Source organism: Pseudomonas sp. S60 (assembly GCF_016647865.1).
GTDB lineage: Bacteria > Pseudomonadota > Gammaproteobacteria > Pseudomonadales > Pseudomonadaceae > Aquipseudomonas > Aquipseudomonas parafulva.
Map to the genome: position 1 here is coordinate 142,604 of NZ_JACVVH010000006.1, position 19,224 is coordinate 161,827.

At 63.1% G+C, this 19,224-nt stretch carries 20 protein-coding genes and 1 pseudogene; 6 read left to right on the forward strand and 15 right to left on the reverse strand.

The genetic code is table 11. From position 1 onward, the window contains the following. Positions 1 to 37 precede the first annotated feature (37 nt). The 3 genes from IAE33_RS05080 to exbB are packed head-to-tail and all read right to left on the reverse strand — an operon-like array spanning position 38 to position 2,163. Positions 38 to 769, reverse strand: a complete 732-nt coding sequence (locus IAE33_RS05080; RefSeq protein WP_201162619.1) for an energy transducer TonB — start codon at positions 767 to 769, stop codon at positions 38 to 40. Next, positions 766 to 1,194 carry a TonB system transport protein ExbD gene (exbD, locus tag IAE33_RS05085; protein WP_028632883.1) on the reverse strand — a complete coding sequence of 143 codons (429 nt, stop codon included), beginning with the start codon at positions 1,192 to 1,194 and terminating at the stop codon, positions 766 to 768. Before exbD ends, IAE33_RS05080 begins: the two co-directional genes overlap by 4 nt. A gap of 3 nt (positions 1,195 to 1,197) precedes the next feature. After that, complete coding sequence (exbB, locus tag IAE33_RS05090; RefSeq protein WP_060480912.1) at positions 1,198 to 2,163, reverse strand: tonB-system energizer ExbB; 966 nt, start codon at positions 2,161 to 2,163, stop codon at positions 1,198 to 1,200. A gap of 165 nt (positions 2,164 to 2,328) precedes the next feature. On the opposite strand from exbB, the gene IAE33_RS05095 reads away from it, so the two are divergent. Continuing rightward, positions 2,329 to 3,192 (forward strand): NAD-dependent epimerase/dehydratase family protein, encoded by an 864-nt coding sequence (locus tag IAE33_RS05095; protein ID WP_201162621.1) that lies wholly within the window; start codon positions 2,329 to 2,331, stop codon positions 3,190 to 3,192. 186 nt (positions 3,193 to 3,378) lie between these two features. Here IAE33_RS05095 and IAE33_RS05100 read toward each other — a convergent pair whose 3' ends face one another. The 5 genes from IAE33_RS05100 to IAE33_RS05120 all read right to left on the reverse strand — a co-directional run bounded on the left by IAE33_RS05100 (position 3,379) and on the right by IAE33_RS05120 (position 8,055). Beyond that, on the reverse strand, positions 3,379 to 4,110 hold the full coding sequence (locus IAE33_RS05100; RefSeq protein WP_028632886.1) for a hypothetical protein: 732 nt from the start codon (positions 4,108 to 4,110) through the stop codon (positions 3,379 to 3,381). Between the two features lie 55 nt (positions 4,111 to 4,165). Continuing rightward, positions 4,166 to 4,546 carry a RidA family protein gene (locus IAE33_RS05105; RefSeq protein WP_009684531.1) on the reverse strand — a complete coding sequence of 127 codons (381 nt, stop codon included), beginning with the start codon at positions 4,544 to 4,546 and terminating at the stop codon, positions 4,166 to 4,168. Positions 4,547 to 4,569: 23 nt separating this feature from the next. Beyond that, entirely contained in the window at positions 4,570 to 6,678 is a 2,109-nt protein-coding gene (spoT, locus tag IAE33_RS05110) for a bifunctional GTP diphosphokinase/guanosine-3',5'-bis pyrophosphate 3'-pyrophosphohydrolase (RefSeq protein WP_201162623.1), read from the reverse strand. A 59-nt stretch (positions 6,679 to 6,737) separates the two neighbouring features. Next, the gene (gene rpoZ, locus IAE33_RS05115) at positions 6,738 to 7,001 is read right to left on the reverse strand and encodes a DNA-directed RNA polymerase subunit omega (protein WP_012312123.1); all 264 of its coding nucleotides are present in this window, start codon (positions 6,999 to 7,001) and stop codon (positions 6,738 to 6,740) included. A 181-nt stretch (positions 7,002 to 7,182) separates the two neighbouring features. Further along, on the reverse strand, positions 7,183 to 8,055 hold the full coding sequence (locus IAE33_RS05120) for a LysR family transcriptional regulator (RefSeq protein ID WP_201162625.1): 873 nt from the start codon (positions 8,053 to 8,055) through the stop codon (positions 7,183 to 7,185). Positions 8,056 to 8,498: 443 nt separating this feature from the next. Between IAE33_RS05120 and IAE33_RS05125 the strand changes: the two genes are divergently transcribed. After that, on the forward strand, positions 8,499 to 10,040 hold the full coding sequence (locus IAE33_RS05125; RefSeq protein ID WP_201162627.1) for an APC family permease: 1,542 nt from the start codon (positions 8,499 to 8,501) through the stop codon (positions 10,038 to 10,040). Between the two features lie 42 nt (positions 10,041 to 10,082). Here IAE33_RS05125 and gmk read toward each other — a convergent pair whose 3' ends face one another. Then, positions 10,083 to 10,703 (reverse strand): guanylate kinase, encoded by a 621-nt coding sequence (gene gmk, locus IAE33_RS05130; protein ID WP_201162628.1) that lies wholly within the window; start codon positions 10,701 to 10,703, stop codon positions 10,083 to 10,085. 12 nt (positions 10,704 to 10,715) lie between these two features. Continuing rightward, positions 10,716 to 11,579, reverse strand: coding sequence for a YicC/YloC family endoribonuclease (locus IAE33_RS05135; RefSeq protein ID WP_028632891.1), 864 nt, complete (start codon positions 11,577 to 11,579; stop codon positions 10,716 to 10,718). A 226-nt stretch (positions 11,580 to 11,805) separates the two neighbouring features. Here IAE33_RS05135 and rph point away from each other — a divergent pair, with 226 nt between their 5' ends. Next, on the forward strand, positions 11,806 to 12,528 hold the full coding sequence (rph, locus tag IAE33_RS05140; protein WP_028632892.1) for a ribonuclease PH: 723 nt from the start codon (positions 11,806 to 11,808) through the stop codon (positions 12,526 to 12,528). Between the two features lie 79 nt (positions 12,529 to 12,607). On the opposite strand, the gene IAE33_RS05145 is transcribed toward rph, so the two are convergent. Beyond that, positions 12,608 to 13,387, reverse strand: a complete 780-nt coding sequence (locus IAE33_RS05145; RefSeq protein ID WP_003253401.1) for an exodeoxyribonuclease III — start codon at positions 13,385 to 13,387, stop codon at positions 12,608 to 12,610. An 80-nt stretch (positions 13,388 to 13,467) separates the two neighbouring features. Between IAE33_RS05145 and pyrE the strand changes: the two genes are divergently transcribed. Next, positions 13,468 to 14,109, forward strand: a complete 642-nt coding sequence (gene pyrE, locus IAE33_RS05150) for an orotate phosphoribosyltransferase (protein WP_028632893.1) — start codon at positions 13,468 to 13,470, stop codon at positions 14,107 to 14,109. Positions 14,110 to 14,188: 79 nt separating this feature from the next. On the opposite strand, the gene argB is transcribed toward pyrE, so the two are convergent. Together argB and IAE33_RS05160 are read right to left on the reverse strand one after the other, a co-directional pair. Further along, positions 14,189 to 15,097 carry an acetylglutamate kinase gene (gene argB / locus IAE33_RS05155; RefSeq protein WP_028632894.1) on the reverse strand — a complete coding sequence of 303 codons (909 nt, stop codon included), beginning with the start codon at positions 15,095 to 15,097 and terminating at the stop codon, positions 14,189 to 14,191. A 30-nt stretch (positions 15,098 to 15,127) separates the two neighbouring features. After that, positions 15,128 to 16,498, reverse strand: a pseudogene (locus IAE33_RS05160) (phosphomannomutase/phosphoglucomutase); the annotation flags it as partial. Between the two features lie 19 nt (positions 16,499 to 16,517). On the opposite strand from IAE33_RS05160, the gene IAE33_RS05165 reads away from it, so the two are divergent. After that, positions 16,518 to 16,658 carry a hypothetical protein gene (locus tag IAE33_RS05165; RefSeq protein ID WP_201162631.1) on the forward strand — a complete coding sequence of 47 codons (141 nt, stop codon included), beginning with the start codon at positions 16,518 to 16,520 and terminating at the stop codon, positions 16,656 to 16,658. Here the strand turns inward: IAE33_RS05165 and dut are convergent. Both dut and coaBC read right to left on the reverse strand, forming a co-directional pair. Further along, positions 16,640 to 17,095, reverse strand: a complete 456-nt coding sequence (dut, locus tag IAE33_RS05170) for a dUTP diphosphatase (RefSeq protein WP_028632896.1) — start codon at positions 17,093 to 17,095, stop codon at positions 16,640 to 16,642. The genes IAE33_RS05165 and dut overlap by 19 nt on opposite strands. Positions 17,096 to 17,100: 5 nt before the next feature. Then, positions 17,101 to 18,312 (reverse strand): bifunctional phosphopantothenoylcysteine decarboxylase/phosphopantothenate--cysteine ligase CoaBC, encoded by a 1,212-nt coding sequence (gene coaBC / locus IAE33_RS05175; RefSeq protein WP_201162633.1) that lies wholly within the window; start codon positions 18,310 to 18,312, stop codon positions 17,101 to 17,103. Between the two features lie 126 nt (positions 18,313 to 18,438). On the opposite strand from coaBC, the gene radC reads away from it, so the two are divergent. After that, positions 18,439 to 19,119 carry a RadC family protein gene (radC, locus tag IAE33_RS05180; protein ID WP_201162635.1) on the forward strand — a complete coding sequence of 227 codons (681 nt, stop codon included), beginning with the start codon at positions 18,439 to 18,441 and terminating at the stop codon, positions 19,117 to 19,119. The last annotated feature ends 105 nt before the right edge of the window (positions 19,120 to 19,224 follow it).

Below are 19,224 nucleotides of genomic sequence, written 5' to 3' on the forward strand. Positions count from 1 at the left end.
TTATCAGACTTGCTGATTTGTGACAGAAACAAAAGTATCAGCGGCGGTCCAGGGAGTACACAAACGGTGCCACGACTTCGATGGTGCCGTTGTTCAGCAATTCCGGCGGTGGCTTGGGTACCGTGCCGGCCCGGCGGATCATCTCCAGCGTTGCCCGGTCCAGCGAAGCACTGCCCGAGCCACCGGCCATGGCATACGACACGACCTTGCCCTCGGCATCCACTACAAAACGCAGGCGGTTGATGCCCTGCAGGCCGCGGCGACGTGCATCCTCAGGGTAACGCTTGTATTTCGCCAGGTGACGCAGCAGGTCGCTTTGCCAGGTTGGCAAGGCGTTGCTGTTGGACGCAATGCTCGGTGCCGGAGCCGCCGATTTCTGCGGTGGCGTGTTGCTGGGCGGTGCGTCCACGGTCTGTTCGGTTGGCGGCGCTTCCTTAGGCGGCTCAGGCTTTTTCTCAGGCTTGGGCGGTTGTGGCTTGGCCTTGGGCTTGGGCGGCTTGGGGATGGCGATCTTGGGTTTCGGGGCTTCCGCCAGCTTGGGCAATGGAGGCTCTTCGACCGGCGCCGGTGGCTGGGGTACCGCTTTGGGTGGGGGCGGTGGCGCAGGCTCGGGCAACGGCGCCAGCTCGACCATCATGGCTGCCGGTGGCAGCTCGATGGCCTGGGGCACCGACCAGTTGAGCATGAGCAGCACAGCGACGGCATGGACACCCAGCACAAGCGCCAGGCTGCCGCTGTAACGCGCCAGATTGTGCCGCGTCTTCGTCATTTCTTGGCTGCCGTCTCGAGACCTACCAGACCGACTTTCAGGTAGCCGGCCGCGCGCATGTTGTTCATCACTTCCATCAGGTCACCGTAGTCCACGCCCTTGTCGGCCTGGAAGAAGATGGTGGTCTCCTTGTCACCCTTGGTCTTGGCGTCGAGCATCGGGCCAAGCCGGTCGGGTGCTGGAACCTGATCGTCGCCGACATACAGCTTCTGGTCGGCCTTGACGCTGACGAACACCGGTTTCTCGGGCCTTGGCGCCGGCTTCGCCGTGGAGGCGGGCAGGTCGACCTTGATGTCGACCGTGGCCAGGGGGGCTGCGACCATGAAGATGATCAACAGCACCAGCATCACGTCGATGAAGGGGGTGACGTTGATCTCGTGGTTTTCGGCGAGGTCATCGCCACCTTCGTTAAGATGCAGGCCCATGGCTTACCCCACTTTCACCATGTGCGGGGCAGCGCGCTCGCCACCCTGGTGGTCCAGGTCACGGCTGACCAGCAGCAGTACCTGGGCGGAGGCGTCGGATACCTGTGCCTTGTAACCCGCGATGGAGCGGGCGAAGACGTTGTAGATGACCACGGCAGGAATCGCCGCTACCAGGCCCAGGGCCGTGGCCAGCAAGGCTTCGGCAATACCAGGTGCTACTACTGCCAGGTTGGTGGTCTGAGTCTTGGCGATGCCGATGAAGCTGTTCATGATGCCCCAGACCGTACCGAACAGGCCGACGAAGGGCGCGGTGGAGCCGATGGTTGCCAGTACCCCGGTGCCGCTGCTCATGTTGCGGCCGCTGGCGTGTACCAGGCGCTCCAGGCGGAAGCTGACGCGTTCCTTGATACCTTCTTTCTCGCGGGCGTTGGCTGACAGGCGCATTTCTTCGAGCGCGTCGTGGACCAGGGTGTGGGCCAGGGTGCCTTCCTTGTTGGAGACCTCGCTGGCCTCTTTCAGGCTGGCGGACTTCTTCAACTGGGCGATCTCGCCACGCAGGCGACGCTTGGCACCCAGCAGTTCGAAGCCTTTGGCGATCCAGATGGTCCAAGTGATGATGGACGCGATGGCCAGGCCGATCATGACCGCCTTGACCACCACGTCGGCGTTTTTGTACATGCCCCATGGGGACAGGTCGTGGGCCATGCCCAGCGAAGTATCTTCAACCAGGGCCTCGACGCTTGGGTCGACGGCAGCCGGGGCATCTGCAGCGTTAACCGGGGCCGCTTCGCCGGCCGGCGCGGCAGCGGTGTTTGCCGGAGCAGAGGCAGCGGCCGGTGCGGCGGCGGCATTGGCGTTAGGCTCATCGGCCATGGCCATCGGGGCCAGCACCAGGCTGAAGGCCAGCGCGGCGATGGCGCGCCAGGCGCGCGACTGGGTTGGCGAAGCGGAAGGTTGATTACGTGTCATGCTGGCCGGACCTGATGAAGATAAAGGTGGATGTTCTTCAAGGCCTCGAGGTAGGCCGAGAACAATTTGGTCGCCATTATTGCAAGTAATTCTTGTTAACAAAAGTAATCTTGTTGCTTTTTTCGCCTACGGTTGGGCGGATCTATCGGTCTAAGGGGGTTTCAGATGTCGGACCTTTCGGTCTTGATAGTAGGTTGTGGCGATGTCGGCGGCCGTCTGGCCCGGCAGATGTTGGCGCGTGGTTGGCATGTCAGTGGGCTGCGTCGCGCTGTGGGGCAACTGCCCCACGGGGTGGTACCTGTGGCCGCTGACCTGGCTGAGCCGGCAATACCGTCTGCCTGGCCAAGCCATGCACCGGATTACCTGGTGTACTGCGTGGCGGCCAGCCAGCATGACGAAGCCGGTTACCAGGCGGCCTACGTGCAGGGCTTGCGCCATGTGCAAGGCTGGTTGGCTGAGCGAGGGCAGCGCCCGCGTCGGCTGTTGTTCGTCTCCAGCAGCAGTGTATTTGCGCAGAAGGGCGGGGAATGGGTGGATGAGCAGTCGCCTACCAGCCCTGAAGGGTATTCGGGGCGGGTGATGCTGGAGGCGGAGCAGCTGGCCTTGGCGGGTGAGTGCCCGGCGAGTGTGGTGCGCCTGACCGGCATCTACGGCCCGGGCCGCGAGTGGCTGCTCAGCCAGGTTCGCCAGGGTTACCGGGTTGCCGAGCAGCCGCCGTTGTACGGCAACCGCATCCACGCCGAGGACGCTGCCAGCCTGCTGGCGTTCCTGTTGCAGGCCGATGCCGATGGCCGGGCGCTGGACGATTGCTACCTCGGCGTGGATGACGACCCTGCACCGCTGGCCGATGTGGTCGGCTGGCTGCGTGAGTACATGGGCGTTACACACTGGTCCGATGAGCAGCGGGTCCGGCGCACTGGCAGCAAGCGCTGCAGCAATGCCCGTGCGCGGGCCCTGGGTTGGGTGCCGGCATACCCCAGCTACAAAGAAGGGTACGCGGCTATTTTGCAGGGTTCGGTTAGCAACTAATCCGGCTCTTTGGGCTGCACATCACCCCCTGTGGGAGCGGGTTTACCCGCGAAACAAGCAGCGCGGTGGATGGCACCGGCTTCGCCGGTGTTCGCGGCTGAAGCCGCTCCCACACGGCCCTGGTACATCAACACGTTATGTACGGTTGCAGAACGGTAAGAGCAGCTTGCGGTGCGGCGCCCGGCCTCAGTTCTGCTCCAGCAGCCACTGCCGCTTGCCGGCCGCCAGTTGCGGCATTTCGTCCGGCTGCGCGCGGTTGACTGCCTGGGAAATCTCCAGCTGCTTGCCCGTGCGCTTGATGATGAACGGCGCACCTTGCTGGTTGCGCTCAAGCCACAGGCTGTCATTGCTGCCGCCCATGGTCGCGCAATCCCCCGCCAGGCACAGGGCGAAGCGATCCGGGCCGGGCAGCCCGGTAACGCTACCGGTATCGCTGAAGCGTACCGTGCCACCTGTGCCCTGGCCTTCGATGATCTTCCAGTCGCCGCCCAGATAGGCCTGATACAGCGCCTGCTCGAAGCTGCTACCCAGCTGCGCGTTGCCCGCAGCAGGTGCCTTGGCACGTACGAACGTCTGCTTGGCGCCCTGTGGGTCGACCGTTTGCAGTTCATCGCCATTCAAGGACAGCTGCTCGGTGGCACCGCCGTCGAAGGTGGCTACCCATTGCTTGTCATTGGCGCTGAGTTGCCCGTCGGCACCCTCAAAACCGTTGCTGTAACTGGCCCGCTGTTGGGCCACATCGAGCTTCCACTCGAATACCGGGCCATTGGCATCCAGGGCCTGGCGCAGGTTGTTGCCTTTGACGGCAGCGGTGATGGCCTGCTGGTTGATCCAGGTGCCATTGAAATCTTCAGGTTTGTGGCTGGCGCAGCCGCCCAGAAGCAGGGCTGCCAGCGTGAGAGGCAGTGCTAGACGCATGACGGAAAACCTTGCAGAAGAGGAGGGCGACAGGCAGAGCCTGCCGCCGCAAGCATCATTCGATGACCAGAATCGCGTCCATTTCGACCTGCGCACCTTTTGGCAGCGCAGCAACGCCGATGGCGGCACGGGCAGGGTATGGCTGCTCGAAGTAGCGGCCCATCACCTCGTTGACCTTGGCGAAGTGGCTCAGGTCGGTCAGGAAGATGTTCAGCTTGACGATGTCCTTGAACGAGCCACCGGCAGCTTCAGCCACTGCCTTGAGGTTTTCGAACACCTGCACGGTCTGGGCTTCGAAGCCTTCGACCAGTTCCATGGTCTTCGGGTCGAGCGGGATCTGCCCCGACATATACACGGTGTTTCCGGCCTTGATCGCCTGCGAGTAGGTGCCGATGGCGGCTGGGGCCTTGTCGCTGTTGATGACGGTCTTGCTCATGATGACTCCTTGCGGTTGGCGGGCTACGTACGCATGCGGGTGATGCGGACCACACCGGTCAAGGTACGCAGTTTCTTGATCACACGCGCCAGGTGCACGCGGTCGTGCACGCTGACCACCAGTTGGACCACGCTGATACGGCCGTCGCGTTCGTCCATGCTGATCTTCTCGATGTTGCCATCGGCCGCATTGACGCTGCTGGCCAGCAGCGCGATCAGGCCGCGCTGGTGCTCAAGCTCGACACGCAGCTCGACATTGAATTCGCCGGTGATGTCCTTGGCCCAGGAAAGCTGCACACATTTTTCTGGGTTATGGCGGATTTCGCTGATGTTCCGGCAGTTTTCCAGGTGCACCACCATGCCTTTGCCCGCCGACAGGTGGCCGACAATGGGGTCGCCAGGGATGGGCGTACAGCATTTGGCGTAGCTGAGCACCAGCCCTTCGGTGCCACGGATGGCCAGCGGGCCTTCGGGTGCGGGCAGTTGCTCGCCATCGGCGGACAGCAGCCTGCGCGCGACCACGTAGGCCATGCGGTTGCCAAGGCCGATGTCTTCCAGCAGGTCCTCGATCAGCTCCAGGCGATACTCCGCCAGAATGGCCTGGATACGCTCCTGCGCAATCTGCTCCAGGCTGCTGTCGAAGCCGGTGAGCACCTTGTTCAGCAAGCGCTCGCCCAGGCTGATGGACTCCGAACGGCGCTGTTGCTTGAGCGCGTGGCGGATATGGGTGCGCGCTTTGCCAGTGACCACGAAGTTGAGCCAGGCCGGGTTCGGGCGTGCACCGGGGGCGCTGACGATTTCAACCGTCGAGCCGCTTTGCAAGGGCTCGGACAGCGGTGCCAGGCGCCGGTTGATGCGGCAGGCGATACAGCTGTTGCCCACATCGGTGTGCACCGCGTAGGCGAAGTCCACCGCGGTGGAGCCTTTGGGCAGCTCCATGATGCGGCCTTTGGGCGTGAACACGTAGACCTCGTCCGGGAACAGGTCGATCTTCACGCTCTCGATGAATTCCAGCGAGTTGCCCGCACGTTGCTGCAGCTCGAGGATGCCCTTCACCCACTGCCTGGCCCGGGCGTGGTTGCCCTTGGGTTGCTCGTCCTCGTTGGACTTGTACAACCAGTGCGCCGCAATGCCGTTGTTGGCCATCTCTTCCATCTCCGCCGTGCGGATCTGGATTTCGATGGGCACCCCGTGCATGCCGAACAGGGTGGTGTGCAACGACTGGTAGCCGTTGGCCTTGGGGATGGCGATGTAGTCCTTGAACCGGCCCGGCAGCGGCTTGTACAGGTTGTGCACGGCGCCCAGCACGCGGTAGCAGGTGTCGACCTTGTCGACCACGATGCGGAAGGCATACACGTCCATGATCTCGTTGAAGGCGCGGCGCTTGCCACGCATCTTCTTGTAGATGCCATAGAGGTGTTTCTGCCGGCCGCTGACCTCGCCCTGGATACCGTCGGCGGCCAGGCAGTGGGCCAGCGATTGCTCGATCTTGGCGACGATTTCCTTGCGGTTGCCCCGCGCGCTCTTCACGGCACGGTTGATCAGCGACGAGCGCATCGGGTGCATGGCCTTGAAGCCGAGGTCTTCGAACTCTACGCGTACGGTGTGCATCCCCAGGCGGTTGGCGATGGGGGCATAGATTTCGAGGGTTTCCTTGGCGATGCGCCGGCGTTTTTCACCGGACAGCACTTCCAGCGTGCGCATGTTGTGCAGGCGGTCGGCCAGCTTAACCAGGATCACGCGGATATCGCGTGCCATGGCCATGGCCATCTTCTGGAAGTTTTCAGCCTGGGCTTCTGCCTTGGTCTCGAAGTTCATCTGGGTCAGCTTGCTGACCCCATCGACCAGTTCGGCCACCGTCTCGCCGAACTGCTGGCTGAGGGCTTCCTTGGCAATGCCGGTGTCTTCGATCACGTCGTGCAGCATGGCTGCCATCAGGCTCTGATGGTCCATGTGCATGTCGGCAAGGATACTGGCCACAGCCAGCGGGTGGGTGACGTAGGGCTCGCCGCTGCGACGGCGCTGCCCGTCGTGGGCCTGTTCTGCGTAGAAATAGGCGCGGCGAACCAGGTTGACCTGTTCGGGCCCTAGGTAGGTCGACAGCCGTTCGGCCAAGACTTCTATACCCGGCATGGGTTCACCTCCTGCCGAGGGAGAGGGCCTTGCGCCGTGCGACGTCGACCAGGCATCAATCAGACAGCCTCGTTCGACTCGTCCTCGAATGCGGCGAAGACCGGATCCTCGGTGACGATCTCTTCAGCAGCGATGAACTCGTTGGTGACGATGCCTTCGGCGATTTCACGCAGGGCAACAACGGTCGGCTTGTCGTTTTCCCACGCAACGCGTGGCTCTTTGCCGCCGGTCGCCAACTGGCGAGCGCGCTTGGTCGAGAGCATGACCAGCTCAAAGCGGTTATCCACGTGTTCCAGGCAGTCTTCAACAGTTACGCGGGCCATGGTCTTCCTCAGTAGCAAATGCGGTGGGCGTGCAGCCCAATAGTGGGCAGGCGGACTCGATAGTATAAAAATTCACCAGCCAATAGGGAAGCGCTGTTTTGCTCCGGCAACGCCTGAGGCCGCGGCTATTGCCGCGAAATGGCCGGGCCAGACACCGTCCTGCATGTGCCTGACGATAACCTCAGAGCATCGCGTCACGCAACCGCGGGGTCAGCTCTTCGAACAGGGTCTGTACCGAGCGCAGCGCGCGGCAGTCGGGCCTGGTCAACAGCCACAGTTGGGTATCGCAACCTGGCAGTGGGCCACTGAGGGCGTCCACCCCCGGCAACGTGTGCACCATGTAGTCGGGCAGTGCGGCCACACCCAGGCCGGCCGTTACCAGTTGGGCAATGGTCGACATGCCACTGCACTGGTAGCGCGGGCTCAGCCCGGGGTGGTGCTGGTTGCGCCAGACCACGGTTGGGTGGTCCTGCATGGAATCGTCTGGCGCAATCCACGGCACACTGTTCGTCGACTCGGCCAGGCCGTCGCGCCAATGGGGCTGGCCGCAGATCACATAGGAGGTGGACCCCAGGTTGCGACCCACCAGGTGTTCCGGCGGCGTGTTGGTCAGGCGCAGGGCAATATCGGCGTCGCGCCGGCTGAGGTTGGCAAATGTGTTGGAAGTGCCCATCTCCAGCGACAGGGCCGGGTAGTTGGGCATGAATTCGGCCAGTGCGGGCAGCAACAGGCTGTGCATGACCGCCTCGGTGCACGTCAGGCGTACGGTCCCGCTGACCACCTGCTCGCCACTGGTGAGGGCGATGCGTGCGGCATCCAGCGCCTGTTCCGCGCGCTCGGCCTGCTCGGCCAGTGCCTGGGCAGTGTCGGTTGGCAGGTAGCCTTTGCGGCTTTTCACGAACAGCGCGGTGCCTAGCGCCGATTCCAGCCGGCGGATGGAGCGGAACACCGTCGACACGTCTACCTTCAGCAGTTCGGCCGCCTTGGCCAGCGAGCGCCCGCGTTCCAGTGCGAGCACCAGGGTCAGGTCGGCATGGGTAATCTGATATTGCATTGGTGCACGCTCTGCTTGCCGAATTGCCAATGTCTGTTGCGTTTTGGCCATTTTATAGTGAAACGGCCCCCGGGAAGCAATGCACCCGATGCGGCAATCAATCCCCACGATGGGAACGTGACAATAACAACAGCAGCAACCATCGCCGCCCTCGAGGCGTCATCCGTAGCATCACATCGCCGCAGTAAACCCAAGGATGTACAGCCATGACGTCGGTCCCCCCGTGCGCCAGCCGTTCCCGCGAGATGAACGGCTTCCTGCAGGCAAGGCTTTTCAACGGTTCGCCTTCTAATCCTGCGCCTCTTCTTTACAATGGCGCCCCCGTTGCAGGCCAAGGCATGGGCCCCGGATGATCCGGCCCCGATCGCAGATTCTCGACGAGTGAGCGCGGGCCTTTGCAAAAGGCCTGTGAAAAACAATTCCAACACCGGCGGCTAATACTCATGAGCAACTACACAGAAGCCGGCCGCCCACCCGATGTGGCAGCCGATGCGGGTAAACAGGCCCAGGGCAAGGGCCTGGCAAAAGGGCGGCTGGGGCTGCTCGCCAGCGTGGTTCTGGGCATCTCGACCATTGCGCCCGTCTATACGCTGACTGGCGCCCTTGGCCCTACCGTGCGCGAGGTGGGCGCCCACTTGCCTGCCGTGTTCATCGTCGGCTTCCTGCCCATGCTGCTGGTGGCGCTGGGGTATCGTGAGCTGAATTCGGCAGAGCCTGACAGTGGCACCTCGTTCACCTGGTCGGCACGGGCGTTCGGCCCCATGATCGGTTGGATCGGCGGTTGGGGGCTGGTGGTGGCAACTACCATCGTGCTGTCGAACCTGGCCGGCGTGGCGGTGGACTTCTTCTACCTGTTCCTCGGCCAGATCACCGGCAACCACGACCTCGCCGCGCTCGCGGACCACCTGCTGATCAACATCGTCACCTGTTGCGTGTTCATCGCGCTGGCAGTGTGGATCTGCTGCCGCGGCATGGCCACGACCATGACGGTGCAGTACGGCCTGGTGGCGTTGCAGCTGCTGGTACTGGTCGGCTTTGCCTTCGCGGCGTTCGGTGAAACCACCGCGCCGCCGCCGCTGGAATTCGATTTCGCCTGGTTCAACCCGTTCGGCGTCGAATCGTTCTCAGCCTTCGCGGCCGGGCTTTCGCTGTCGATCTTCATCTTCTGGGGCTGGGATGTGTGCCTGACCGTCAGCGAAGAGTCGGTAGGCAGTGAAGAAGTACCGGGCAAAGCCGCCACCTGGACGGTGCTGCTGATTCTGGGTTTGTACCTGCTTACCGCCATTGCCACCCTGCAGTTTGCCGGCATCAGCGAACAGGGCCTGGGCCTGAACAACCCGCGCATTCAGGAAAACGTATTCGCCCACCTGGCAGGGCCGGTGATGGGGCCGCTGGCCATTCTGATGTCCGTGGCGGTGCTGGCCAGCACCGCGGCGTCATTGCAGTCGACCTTTGTGTCGCCGGCGCGCACCTTGTTGGCCATGGGTTACTACGGTGCGGTGCCACAGAAGTTCGCCAAGGTCTGCCCCCGCTCCCAAACCCCGCGGTACGCCACCATTTGTGCGGGTGTAGCAGCGGGTCTGTTCTACGTGACCATGCGCACCCTCAGTGAAAACGTGCTGGCGGACACCATCACCGCGCTGGGCATGATGATCTGCTTCTACTACTCGCTGACCGCCTTTGCCTGCGTCTGGTACTTCCGCCGCAGCCTGTTCGACAGCCTGCGCCACTTCTTCATGCGTGGCCTGTGCCCGCTGGTGGGTGGGGTAATCCTGTCGGTGATCTTCGTGCGCACGGCCATCGACAGCGCTTCACCGGATTTCGGCAGCGGCTCGCATGTCGGTGGGTTGGGCCTGGTGTTCGTGATCGCCGCCATCATCTCGGTGCTGGGCATCGTGCTGATGCTGTTGTCGCGGCTGCGGGCACCGGCCTACTTCCTGGGGGCGACGCTGCGCCAGCAGGCCACGCTTTCTATCCCGGAATGATGCGCAAGGGGCGCTGTGCGCCCCGGCCCGTGGACGCCGGCTTCAGCCAACCAGCTCGGTCAGCAGGGCCCCGTGGCGCTGTTGCTGGTTTTTCAGCAGCAGGCGATTGGCGCGGAACACCGCTTTAAGGTCCAGTAGCGCAGTTGCGAAATCGTCATTGATGATGACGTAGTCGTATTCGGCGTAGTGCTGCATCTCGCTGACCGCTTCTTTCATGCGCCCGGCGATGATCTGCTCGCTGTCCTGCCCACGGTTATCCAGGCGATGGCGCAGGGCCTCCTGGCTGGGCGGCAGGATGAACACCGACAGCGCGTTGGGCATGAGCTTGCGCACCTGCTGGGCGCCTTGCCAGTCGATTTCCAGAATCAGGTCATAGCCCTGGTCGAGTGTTTGTTGCAAGGCGCTGCGGGACGTGCCGTAGAAGTTGCCGAACACTTCGGCATGCTCCAGGAAGTCGCCCTGGTCGATCAGCGCCCTGAATGCGTCGTGCGCCACGAAGTGGTAATTGACCCCGTGCTCCTCGCCCGGGCGCATGGTGCGGGTGGTGTGCGAGACCGAGACGCGGATGTGCGGGTCTTCTGCGGTCAGGGCAGTGACCAGGCTGGTCTTGCCGGCGCCCGAAGGGGCCGAAACGATGTAGAGGGTACCGCTGCAGTGGTTCATGGTCGGGTGGCCTTACTCGATGTTCTGTACTTGTTCACGCATCTGTTCGATCAGCACCTTCAGGTTGACCGCTGCTTGCGTGCTGCGTGGGTCGAAGGCCTTGGAGCCCAGGGTGTTGGCTTCGCGGTTGAGCTCCTGCATCAGGAAATCCAGGCGCCGGCCGGCAGCGCCACCGCCCTTCAGTACGCGGCGCACTTCGGTCACGTGGGTGCTGAGGCGGTCGAGTTCCTCGGCCACATCACTCTTCTGGGCCAGCAGTACCATCTCCTGCTCCAGGCGTTGCGGGTCCAGTTCGGCCTGCAGATCGCTGAAACGGTCGAGCACCTTCTGACGCTGGGTGGCCAGCATCTGCGGCACGAGTGCGCGCAGGGTGGTCACCTCGTTGGCCATGCTGTCCAGGCGTTCGTTGATCAGCCTGGCCAGCTCCACACCCTCGCGCTGGCGCCCGGCCTTCAGTTCGGCCAGGGCTTCATCGAACAGCGCCATGGCTTCGGCATTGAGGGCCTGGGGGTCGCTGGTATCGGCCACCAGCACGCCTGGCCACGACAGCACCTCAAGCGGGTTGAGCGGGGCCGGCTGCTTGATCAGGCCTGCGACCTGCTCGGCGGCGGCAACCAACTGGGCCGCGCGCTGGTGGTCGACCTTCAGTGGTTTGCCGGCGCTGTCTTCGTTGAGGCGCAAGGTGCACTCCACCTTGCCCCGTGACAGCCCCTGGCGCAGGCCCTCACGCACACCGCCTTCCAGGTCGCGCAGGGCATCTGGCAGGCGCAGGTGCGGTTCAAGGTAGCGGTGGTTGACCGAGCGCAGCTCCCAGACCAGGGTGCCTTGGCTGCCGGCGCGCTCGACGCGCGCAAAGGCGGTCATGCTGTGCACCATGGGAGTACCTCGCATAGATGGATAACGTTGGAAGCCCGCAGGCTGCAAGGCGCAGGATTGTAGCGCAATGGGGCCTCGCCGCCCAATCCGGCCATGTTAAAGAGCGGCCGCCAGAGCGCTCGGAAAAGGCGACGGGCAGTGCCAGGCGCGACGATAGGCATGTCGTGCGCAGGCCACGGGCTCTATAATGCCTGTCAGATTCTAAGCCCCAGTACAGGTATCCCAGATGAAACGTCCAAGTGGTCGCGCCGCCGATCAGCTCCGCTCGATCCGCATTACCCGCAACTACACCAAGCACGCCGAAGGGTCGGTACTGGTCGAGTTCGGTGACACCAAGGTCATCTGCACGGTCAGCGTGGAAAACGGCGTGCCGCGCTTCCTCAAAGGCCAGGGCCAAGGTTGGCTGACCGCCGAATACGGCATGCTGCCGCGCGCTACCGGTGAGCGTAACCAGCGCGAAGCCAGCCGTGGCAAGCAGGGTGGCCGCACCCTGGAAATCCAGCGCCTGATCGGCCGCTCGCTGCGCGCTGCGCTGGACATGAGCAAGCTCGGTGACATCACGTTGTACATCGATTGCGACGTCATTCAGGCCGACGGTGGTACCCGCACCGCTTCAATCACCGGTGCGATGGTTGCCCTGTGCGATGCCCTGGCCGTGATCAAGAAGCGCGGCGGCCTGAAGGCCGGCAACCCGCTCAAGCACATGATCGCCGCGGTGTCGGTGGGCATGTATCAGGGTGAGGCTGTGCTTGACCTGGACTACCTGGAGGACTCGGCGGCCGAAACCGATTTGAACGTGGTCATGACCAGCGCAGGTGGTTTCATTGAAGTGCAGGGTACCGCTGAGGGTGCGCCGTTCCAGCCTGCAGACTTCAACGCCATGCTGGCGTTGGCGCAGAAGGGTATGGATGAGATCTTTGCCCTGCAGCAGGCGGCTTTGGCTGACTGACGCTTGAACCAGGCGCCGCTCCTACACAGGCCCGTAGGAGCGAGCGCAGCTCGCGATGAAGCCACCCCGCTATCAGCCGTCAGATAGTCAGCGTCCAGTCATAATCGACGATCAGCGGCGCGTGCTGTGAGAAGCGCGGCTGACGCGGCAGGCGGGCGTTACGCACGAAGCGACGCAGGCCTGGGGTAAGGATCTGGTAGTCGAAGCGATAGCCCAGGTTGAGCATCTCGGCCTGTTCGTTGTCTGGCCACCAGCTGTACTGGTCGCCTTCGCGGCTGACTTCGCGCAGGGCGTCTACATAACCCATCTCGCCCGTGATCGCATCCATCCAGGCGCGTTCCGGCGCCAGAAAGCCCGGTGACTGCTGGCTGTCGCGCCAGTTCTTGATGTCGAGCTTCTGCTGCGCCACATAGAACGAGCCACAGTAGATGTACTCGCGGCGCTTGCGGCGCTGCTTGTCCAAATACTTGGCGAAGTCGTCCATCAACTTGAATTTCTGGTTCAAGTCTTCGTCCCCGTTCATGCCCGAAGGCAAAAGCAGGCTGGCAATACTGACTTTGTCGAAATCTGCTTGCAGATAACGCCCGTAGCGGTCGGCTGTCTCGAAGCCCAGGCCGGTGATGACTGCCTTGGGCTGCATGCGCGAGTAGAGCGCCACGCCACCTTGGGCAGGCACCTCCGCATCGCAGGCATAAAGGAAATAGCCATCGAGCTGGAAAGCTGGGTCGTCGAGTTCAAAGGCCGAGGCGCGGGTATCCTGAAGGCAGATGACGTCGGCATTCTGGGCTTGTAGCCAGCTGAGCAAACCACGCTCGGCCGCAGCCTGAATGCCATTAACGTTCACACTGATGATCCGCATAAATGGCCCCAAAAATCTCGTGCGTGTATGATACCCGAGCTCAACCCATTTAGCTAAATCCGTGGTGTCCGGGACTTTTCATGCAGCCGTATCAGCGCGACTTCATCCGTTTTGCCATCGATCGCGGTGTACTGCGTTTCGGTGAGTTCACCCTTAAGTCGGGGCGTACCAGCCCGTATTTCTTCAATGCCGGCCTGTTCAGCAGCGGTTCCGCCCTGGCTCAGCTGGGGCGTTGCTATGCAGCGGCCATCGTCGACAGCAAGATCCCCTTCGACGTCCTGTTCGGCCCCGCCTACAAAGGCATCCCGTTGGCGGCAGCCACCGCCGTGGCCCTGGCCGAGCAGCACCAGCTGGACGTGCCCTGGTGCTTCAACCGTAAAGAGGCCAAGGACCATGGCGAGGGCGGCAGCCTGGTAGGGGCACCGCTGGCCGGTGACGTCCTCATCATCGACGACGTGATCACCGCCGGTACCGCCATTCGCGAAGTCATGCAGATCATCAACGCCCAGCAGGCCAAGGCCGCAGGCGTGCTGATCGCGCTCAACCGCGAAGAGCGCGGCAACGGTGAGCTCTCGGCGATCCAGGAAGTCGAGCGCGACTTCGGTATCCCGGTGGTCAGCATCGTGTCGCTGACCCAGGTGCTGGAGTTCCTGGCCGATGATCCGCAGCTCAAGCAGCATCTGCCGGCGGTCGAAGCCTATCGGGCGCAATACGGGATCTGACCCGGCGCCCGGCAACTAAAAAGGCGACCTCGGTATGAGGTCGCCTTTTTTGTGTCGCCAGTTCAGGCCCTGTCGCCCGTTACGAGCGCGCCTTGTGGTTGGTAATCAGGGTGCCCACGCCGCTGTCGGTGAAGATCTCCAGCAGCACGGCATTCGGCACGCGGCCATCGATGATGTGCGAGCTGTTCACGCCGCCCTGCACGGCATCGAGGGCACATTTGATTTTCGGCAGCATGCCGCCGTAAATGGTCCCGTCGGCGATCAGTTCATTGACCTGCTCGGTGGTGAGGCCCGTCAGTACCTGGCCCTGCTTGTCCATCAGGCCGGCGATGTTGGTCAATAGCATCAGCTTCTCGGCCTTCAGCGCCTCCGCCACCTTGCCAGCCACCAGGTCGGCGTTGATGTTGTACGACTCACCGTTGCTACCCACGCCAATCGGCGCGATAACCGGGATGAAGTCGCCCCTCACCAGCATGTTCAGCAGGTCGGTATTGACGCTGACCACTTCACCCACATGGCCGATGTCGATGATTTCCGGGGTGGTCATCTCAGGGGTCTGGCGGCTGACGGTGAGCTTGCGCGCACGGATGAGCTCTGCGTCCTTGCCGGTGAGGCCGATGGCGCTGCCGCCGTGACGGTTGATGAGGTTGACGATGTCCTTGTTGACCTGGCCGCCCAGCACCATCTCCACCACGTCCATGGTCGCCGAGTCGGTCACGCGCATGCCGTCGATGAAGTGGCTCTCGATCGACAGACGCTTGAGCAGGTCACCAATTTGCGGGCCGCCACCGTGCACCACTACCGGGTTGATGCCCACAGCCTTCATCAGCACGATGTCGCGCGCGAAGCCGGTCTTGAGCTCCTCGCTTTCCATCGCGTTGCCGCCGTACTTGATCACCAGGGTCTTGCCGACGAAGCGGCGGATGTAAGGCAGTGCTTCGGACAAAACCTCGGCTACATGGGAAGCGGCATCGCGATCGAGGGTCATGCAGGGCTCCTGTGAAGGACAGATAGTCGGTCAGAACGGCAGTTGCAACGCAGGCTCAACCCGCAGCAACTGAGTGCGGAAAACATCCTTGATACGTTGCAGTTCGGCTTCGCTGTCGGCCTCGAAACGCAGCACCAGCACCGGCGTGGTGTTGGAGGCGCGGACCAGGCCCCAGCCCCTGGGGTAGTCCACCCGCACCCCATCGATGGTGGTCAGGCTGGCTTCGCCCCAGTCGGCGTCGCGTTGCAGTGCATCAATGATGCTGAATTTACCCTCGTCGGTCATATCAATGTTGATTTCCGGCGTGGAAATATCGTTTGGGAAGGCGGCGAACAGGTCCTCGGCGCTTTGCTCGGCCTTGCTGAGAATTTCCAGCAGGCGTGCGGCGCTGTAGATGCCATCGTCAAAACCGTACCAGCGCTCCTTGATGAAGATATGACCACTCATCTCGCCGGCCAGTAACGCGCCGGTCTGTTTCATCTTCTTCTTGATCAACGAGTGGCCGGTCTTCCACATTAAGGCGCGGCCACCCTGCTGTTCGATCAGGGGCGTCAGGCGACGGGTGCATTTGACGTCGAAGATGATCTCGGCGCCCGGGTTGCGGGCCAGCACGTCCTGGGCGAACAGCATCAACAGGCGGTCGGGGTAGACGATGCTACCGGTATTGGTGACAACGCCTACGCGGTCGCCGTCACCGTCGAATGCCAGGCCAATATCGGCCCCGGTCTGCCTGACTTTGGCAATCAGGTCCTGCAGGTTCTCGGGTTTGCCAGGGTCGGGGTGGTGATTGGGGAAGTTGCCATCCACCTCGCAGAACAGCGGGATCACATCGCAGCCCAAGGCTTCGATCAGCTGTGGCGCAATGACGCCAGCCGCGCCGTTGCCGCAGTCCACTACTACCTTAAGCCTTCTGGCCAGCTTGACGTCGTCGAGGATCTGCCGGGCATAACGGGGCAGGATGTCCACCTGCTCCAGGCGGCCGGTGGCAAAGCTCAGGTCGTGGGTTTGCAGGCGAGTGAGCAGTGCCTGGATCTGCTCGTTGGCCAGCGTGTCGCCGGCAATGACGATTTTGAAGCCGTTGTAGTCCGAGGGGTTGTGGCTACCGGTGAGCATCACGCCCGAGCGGCCGGCCAGTACATTGGTTGCGTAGTACAGGGCGGGGGTGGGCACCAGGCCGATATCGCTGACCTGGCAGCCGGCATCCACAAGGCCCTTGATCAATTGCTCCACCAGCACTGGGCCAGACAAGCGCCCGTCGCGGCCTACGCACACTTGCGGCTCGCCCTCTGCCAGGCTCTGGGCGCCGATGGCGCGGCCAATCCAGTAGGCGGTTTCGGCATGCAACGTCTTGCCGACCACGCCGCGGATGTCGTAGGCGCGGAAGATGCTCTGGGGCAAGGTGGCGGGGACCAAATCGGCCATGTCGTTCATCGCTGGGTACTCCATCAGTCAGAAACGCTGTGGGCTGGCGCAAATAGAACGCTTGGACGAAGGTTTCGCCAGAGAGTTCGCCATCCTTGGCCATAACGGTCAGCTGCTGGCTCAGTGGCTGCCAGAGTGACCAAAGCCGCCAGCGCCCCGCTGGCTTTCGTCGAACGCCTCGACGATGTCGAAACGCGCCTGTACCACCGGCACCAGCACCAACTGGGCGATACGCTCGCCGACCGCGATGGTGAACGGGGTAGTGCCACGGTTCCAGCAGGACACCATCAGCTCGCCTTGGTAATCCGAGTCGATCAGCCCCACCAGGTTGCCCAGCACGATGCCGTGCTTGTGGCCCAGGCCCGAGCGAGGCAGTACCAGCGCCGCGAGCCCAGGGTCGCTGATGTAAATCGACAGGCCGGTGGGGATGAGCACGGTCTGGCCTGGTTCGAGCACGGTGTCCTGCGCAAGCAGGGCGCGCAGGTCGAGGCCGGCGGAGCCTGGGGTGGCGTAGCTGGGCAGCGGGAATTCGCTGCCCAGGCGTGGGTCGAGAATCTTGGCTTGAAGTGCGTGCATGTAACTTACTGAACCTGGTTGAGCCGTTCGGCGATGAAGGCGACCAGTTGCCGGGCGATCTTGCCCTTGCTGGTCTGCGCGAAAAGGGTCTGGTGCTGTTGCCGGTCGATCACGGTCAAGGCGTTTTCTTCGCTGTTGAAGCCGATGCTGGGGTTGGCCACATCATTGGCGACGATCAGGTCGAGGTTCTTGTCCTTGAGCTTGCGCGTGGCGTAGTCGAGCAGGTGCTCGGTTTCGGCAGCGAAGCCGACGCTGAACGGGCGGTCGGCACGGCCGGCGATGGTGGCAAGGATATCGGGATTGCGCACCATCTGCAGCAGCATGCCGTCGCCGGTCGTAGGGTCTTTCTTGAGTTTTTGCGGGGCAACCACCTCTGGCCGGTAGTCTGCAACCGCCGCGGACGCGATGAACAGGTCGCACGGCATGGCGGCTTCACAGGCTGCGAGCATGTCCCGCGCGCTCACCACGTCGATACGGCTGACACGGTCAGGGGTGGGCAGGTGCACCGGGCCGTTCACGAGGGTGACCCTGGCCCCGGCTTCTGCAGCCGCCTCGGCCAGGGCAAAGCCCATCTTGCCGGAGCTATGATTGGTGATATAGCGCACCGGGTCGATGTTTTCCTGGGTGGGGCCCGCCGTGATCAGCACGTGCTTGCCGGTCAGTGCCTGGCGCTTGAAGCTTTCGGCCGCGCACCAGGCCAGGTCGGTGGCTTCGAGCATGCGGCCCAGGCCGACGTCGCCACAGGCCTGGCTGCCCGATGCGGGGCCGAACACCTGAATGCCCCGGCTCTTCAGCAGCTCGAGGTTGGCCTGGGTGGCCGGGTCGCGCCACATCGCCTGGTTCATGGCCGGGGCAACGGCAACGGTGGCATCGGTGGCCAGTACCAGGGTGGTCAGCAGGTCGTCGGCCATGCCTTGGGCCAGGCGCGCCATCAGGTCGGCAGTGGCCGGCGCGATCAGCACCAGGTCGGCCCATTTGGCCAGTTCGATGTGGCCCATGGCGGCTTCGGCGGCCGGGTCCAGCAGGTCCATGTGCACGGGGTGGCCAGACAACGCCTGCAGGGTCAGCGGGGTGATGAATTCGGCACCACCGCGGGTCATGACGACGCGCACCTGGGCGCCGTGCTCAAGAAGTCGGCGAATCAGTTCGGCGCTTTTGTAGGCGGCGATGCCACCACCGACGCCGAGAACGATGCGCTTGCGATACAGCCGCTGCATAGGCTTGCCTTTTTCCGGTGAAAGCGGGCGGCGACAGGAACTGCGTGCGGCAGAACGTCGCATGTACGAAGCGAAATAGATTAACACAGGGCCGAAATGGCCCGCAGCAAGGGCAGGGGGCGGGGGATGAATATCAGGGAGTGGCCGACTGAAGAAAGGCCGCGGGAGAAGTTGCTGCAGCGTGGGGCTGCGGTGCTGACGGATGCCGAATTACTTGCCGTGCTGCTGGGTTCTGGCGTTGCCGGGCGCAATGTCCTGGACCTTGCGCGGGGGCTGTTGGTGCGTTTTGGCGGGCTGAGGCAGTTTCTGGAGGCCGATCGCGAAACCGTACTGCGCGAGCCGGGTATCGGGGCCGTGAAGTATGCGCAGCTGCAGGCGCTTCTGGAGATTGGTCGACGGCACCTGGATGAGAGCATCGAGCGCGCTTCGGCGCTAGAGGGGCCAGTGGCGGTACGGCGTTATCTCAAGGCCATGCTGCGGCATGAAGCCAGTGAAGTGTTTGGCTGCCTCTTTCTGGACACCAAACACCGCCCGCTGGCGTTCGAGATCCTGTTCAGAGGCACCATAGACCGCGCCAGTGTCTACCCGCGCGAAGTGGTTCGAAGGGCTTTGCTGCACAATGCGGCGGCATTGATCCTGTGCCACAACCACCCTTCCGGCATCAGCGAGCCGAGCCAGGATGACGTGCACCTGACCCTGTCGCTCAAGCGGGGTTTGGCACTGATCGACGTGCGGGTGCTGGACCACATCATCATTGGCGACGGGGAGCCGTTATCGATGGTGGAAGAGGGCTGGATGGTGGCCTGATGGTGCCCATTCGCGGCTGTTTCGTGTTCGCCGTATCAGGGTCTGCGCCTATACGATCGAGCGCCGCCCGCGCGGCGCATCGCGAGCTGCGCTCGCTCCTACGCT

What these genes read in the sequence shown, in the direction of transcription:
- IAE33_RS05080 (WP_201162619.1), bottom strand. Translation starts at nt 769, where the DNA reads ATGACGAAGACGCGGCACAATCTGGCGCGTTACAGCGGCAGCCTGGCG.
- exbD (WP_028632883.1), bottom strand. Translation starts at nt 1,194, where the DNA reads ATGGGCCTGCATCTTAACGAAGGTGGCGATGACCTCGCCGAAAACCAC.
- exbB (WP_060480912.1), bottom strand. Translation starts at nt 2,163, where the DNA reads ATGACACGTAATCAACCTTCCGCTTCGCCAACCCAGTCGCGCGCCTGG.
- IAE33_RS05095 (WP_201162621.1), top strand. Translation starts at nt 2,329, where the DNA reads ATGTCGGACCTTTCGGTCTTGATAGTAGGTTGTGGCGATGTCGGCGGC.
- IAE33_RS05100 (WP_028632886.1), bottom strand. Translation starts at nt 4,110, where the DNA reads ATGCGTCTAGCACTGCCTCTCACGCTGGCAGCCCTGCTTCTGGGCGGC.
- IAE33_RS05105 (WP_009684531.1), bottom strand. Translation starts at nt 4,546, where the DNA reads ATGAGCAAGACCGTCATCAACAGCGACAAGGCCCCAGCCGCCATCGGC.
- spoT (WP_201162623.1), bottom strand. Translation starts at nt 6,678, where the DNA reads ATGCCGGGTATAGAAGTCTTGGCCGAACGGCTGTCGACCTACCTAGGG.
- rpoZ (WP_012312123.1), bottom strand. Translation starts at nt 7,001, where the DNA reads ATGGCCCGCGTAACTGTTGAAGACTGCCTGGAACACGTGGATAACCGC.
- IAE33_RS05120 (WP_201162625.1), bottom strand. Translation starts at nt 8,055, where the DNA reads ATGCAATATCAGATTACCCATGCCGACCTGACCCTGGTGCTCGCACTG.
- IAE33_RS05125 (WP_201162627.1), top strand. Translation starts at nt 8,499, where the DNA reads ATGAGCAACTACACAGAAGCCGGCCGCCCACCCGATGTGGCAGCCGAT.
- gmk (WP_201162628.1), bottom strand. Translation starts at nt 10,703, where the DNA reads ATGAACCACTGCAGCGGTACCCTCTACATCGTTTCGGCCCCTTCGGGC.
- IAE33_RS05135 (WP_028632891.1), bottom strand. Translation starts at nt 11,579, where the DNA reads ATGGTGCACAGCATGACCGCCTTTGCGCGCGTCGAGCGCGCCGGCAGC.
- rph (WP_028632892.1), top strand. Translation starts at nt 11,806, where the DNA reads ATGAAACGTCCAAGTGGTCGCGCCGCCGATCAGCTCCGCTCGATCCGC.
- IAE33_RS05145 (WP_003253401.1), bottom strand. Translation starts at nt 13,387, where the DNA reads ATGCGGATCATCAGTGTGAACGTTAATGGCATTCAGGCTGCGGCCGAG.
- pyrE (WP_028632893.1), top strand. Translation starts at nt 13,468, where the DNA reads ATGCAGCCGTATCAGCGCGACTTCATCCGTTTTGCCATCGATCGCGGT.
- argB (WP_028632894.1), bottom strand. Translation starts at nt 15,097, where the DNA reads ATGACCCTCGATCGCGATGCCGCTTCCCATGTAGCCGAGGTTTTGTCC.
- IAE33_RS05165 (WP_201162631.1), top strand. Translation starts at nt 16,518, where the DNA reads ATGTCGTTCATCGCTGGGTACTCCATCAGTCAGAAACGCTGTGGGCTG.
- dut (WP_028632896.1), bottom strand. Translation starts at nt 17,095, where the DNA reads ATGCACGCACTTCAAGCCAAGATTCTCGACCCACGCCTGGGCAGCGAA.
- coaBC (WP_201162633.1), bottom strand. Translation starts at nt 18,312, where the DNA reads ATGCAGCGGCTGTATCGCAAGCGCATCGTTCTCGGCGTCGGTGGTGGC.
- radC (WP_201162635.1), top strand. Translation starts at nt 18,439, where the DNA reads ATGAATATCAGGGAGTGGCCGACTGAAGAAAGGCCGCGGGAGAAGTTG.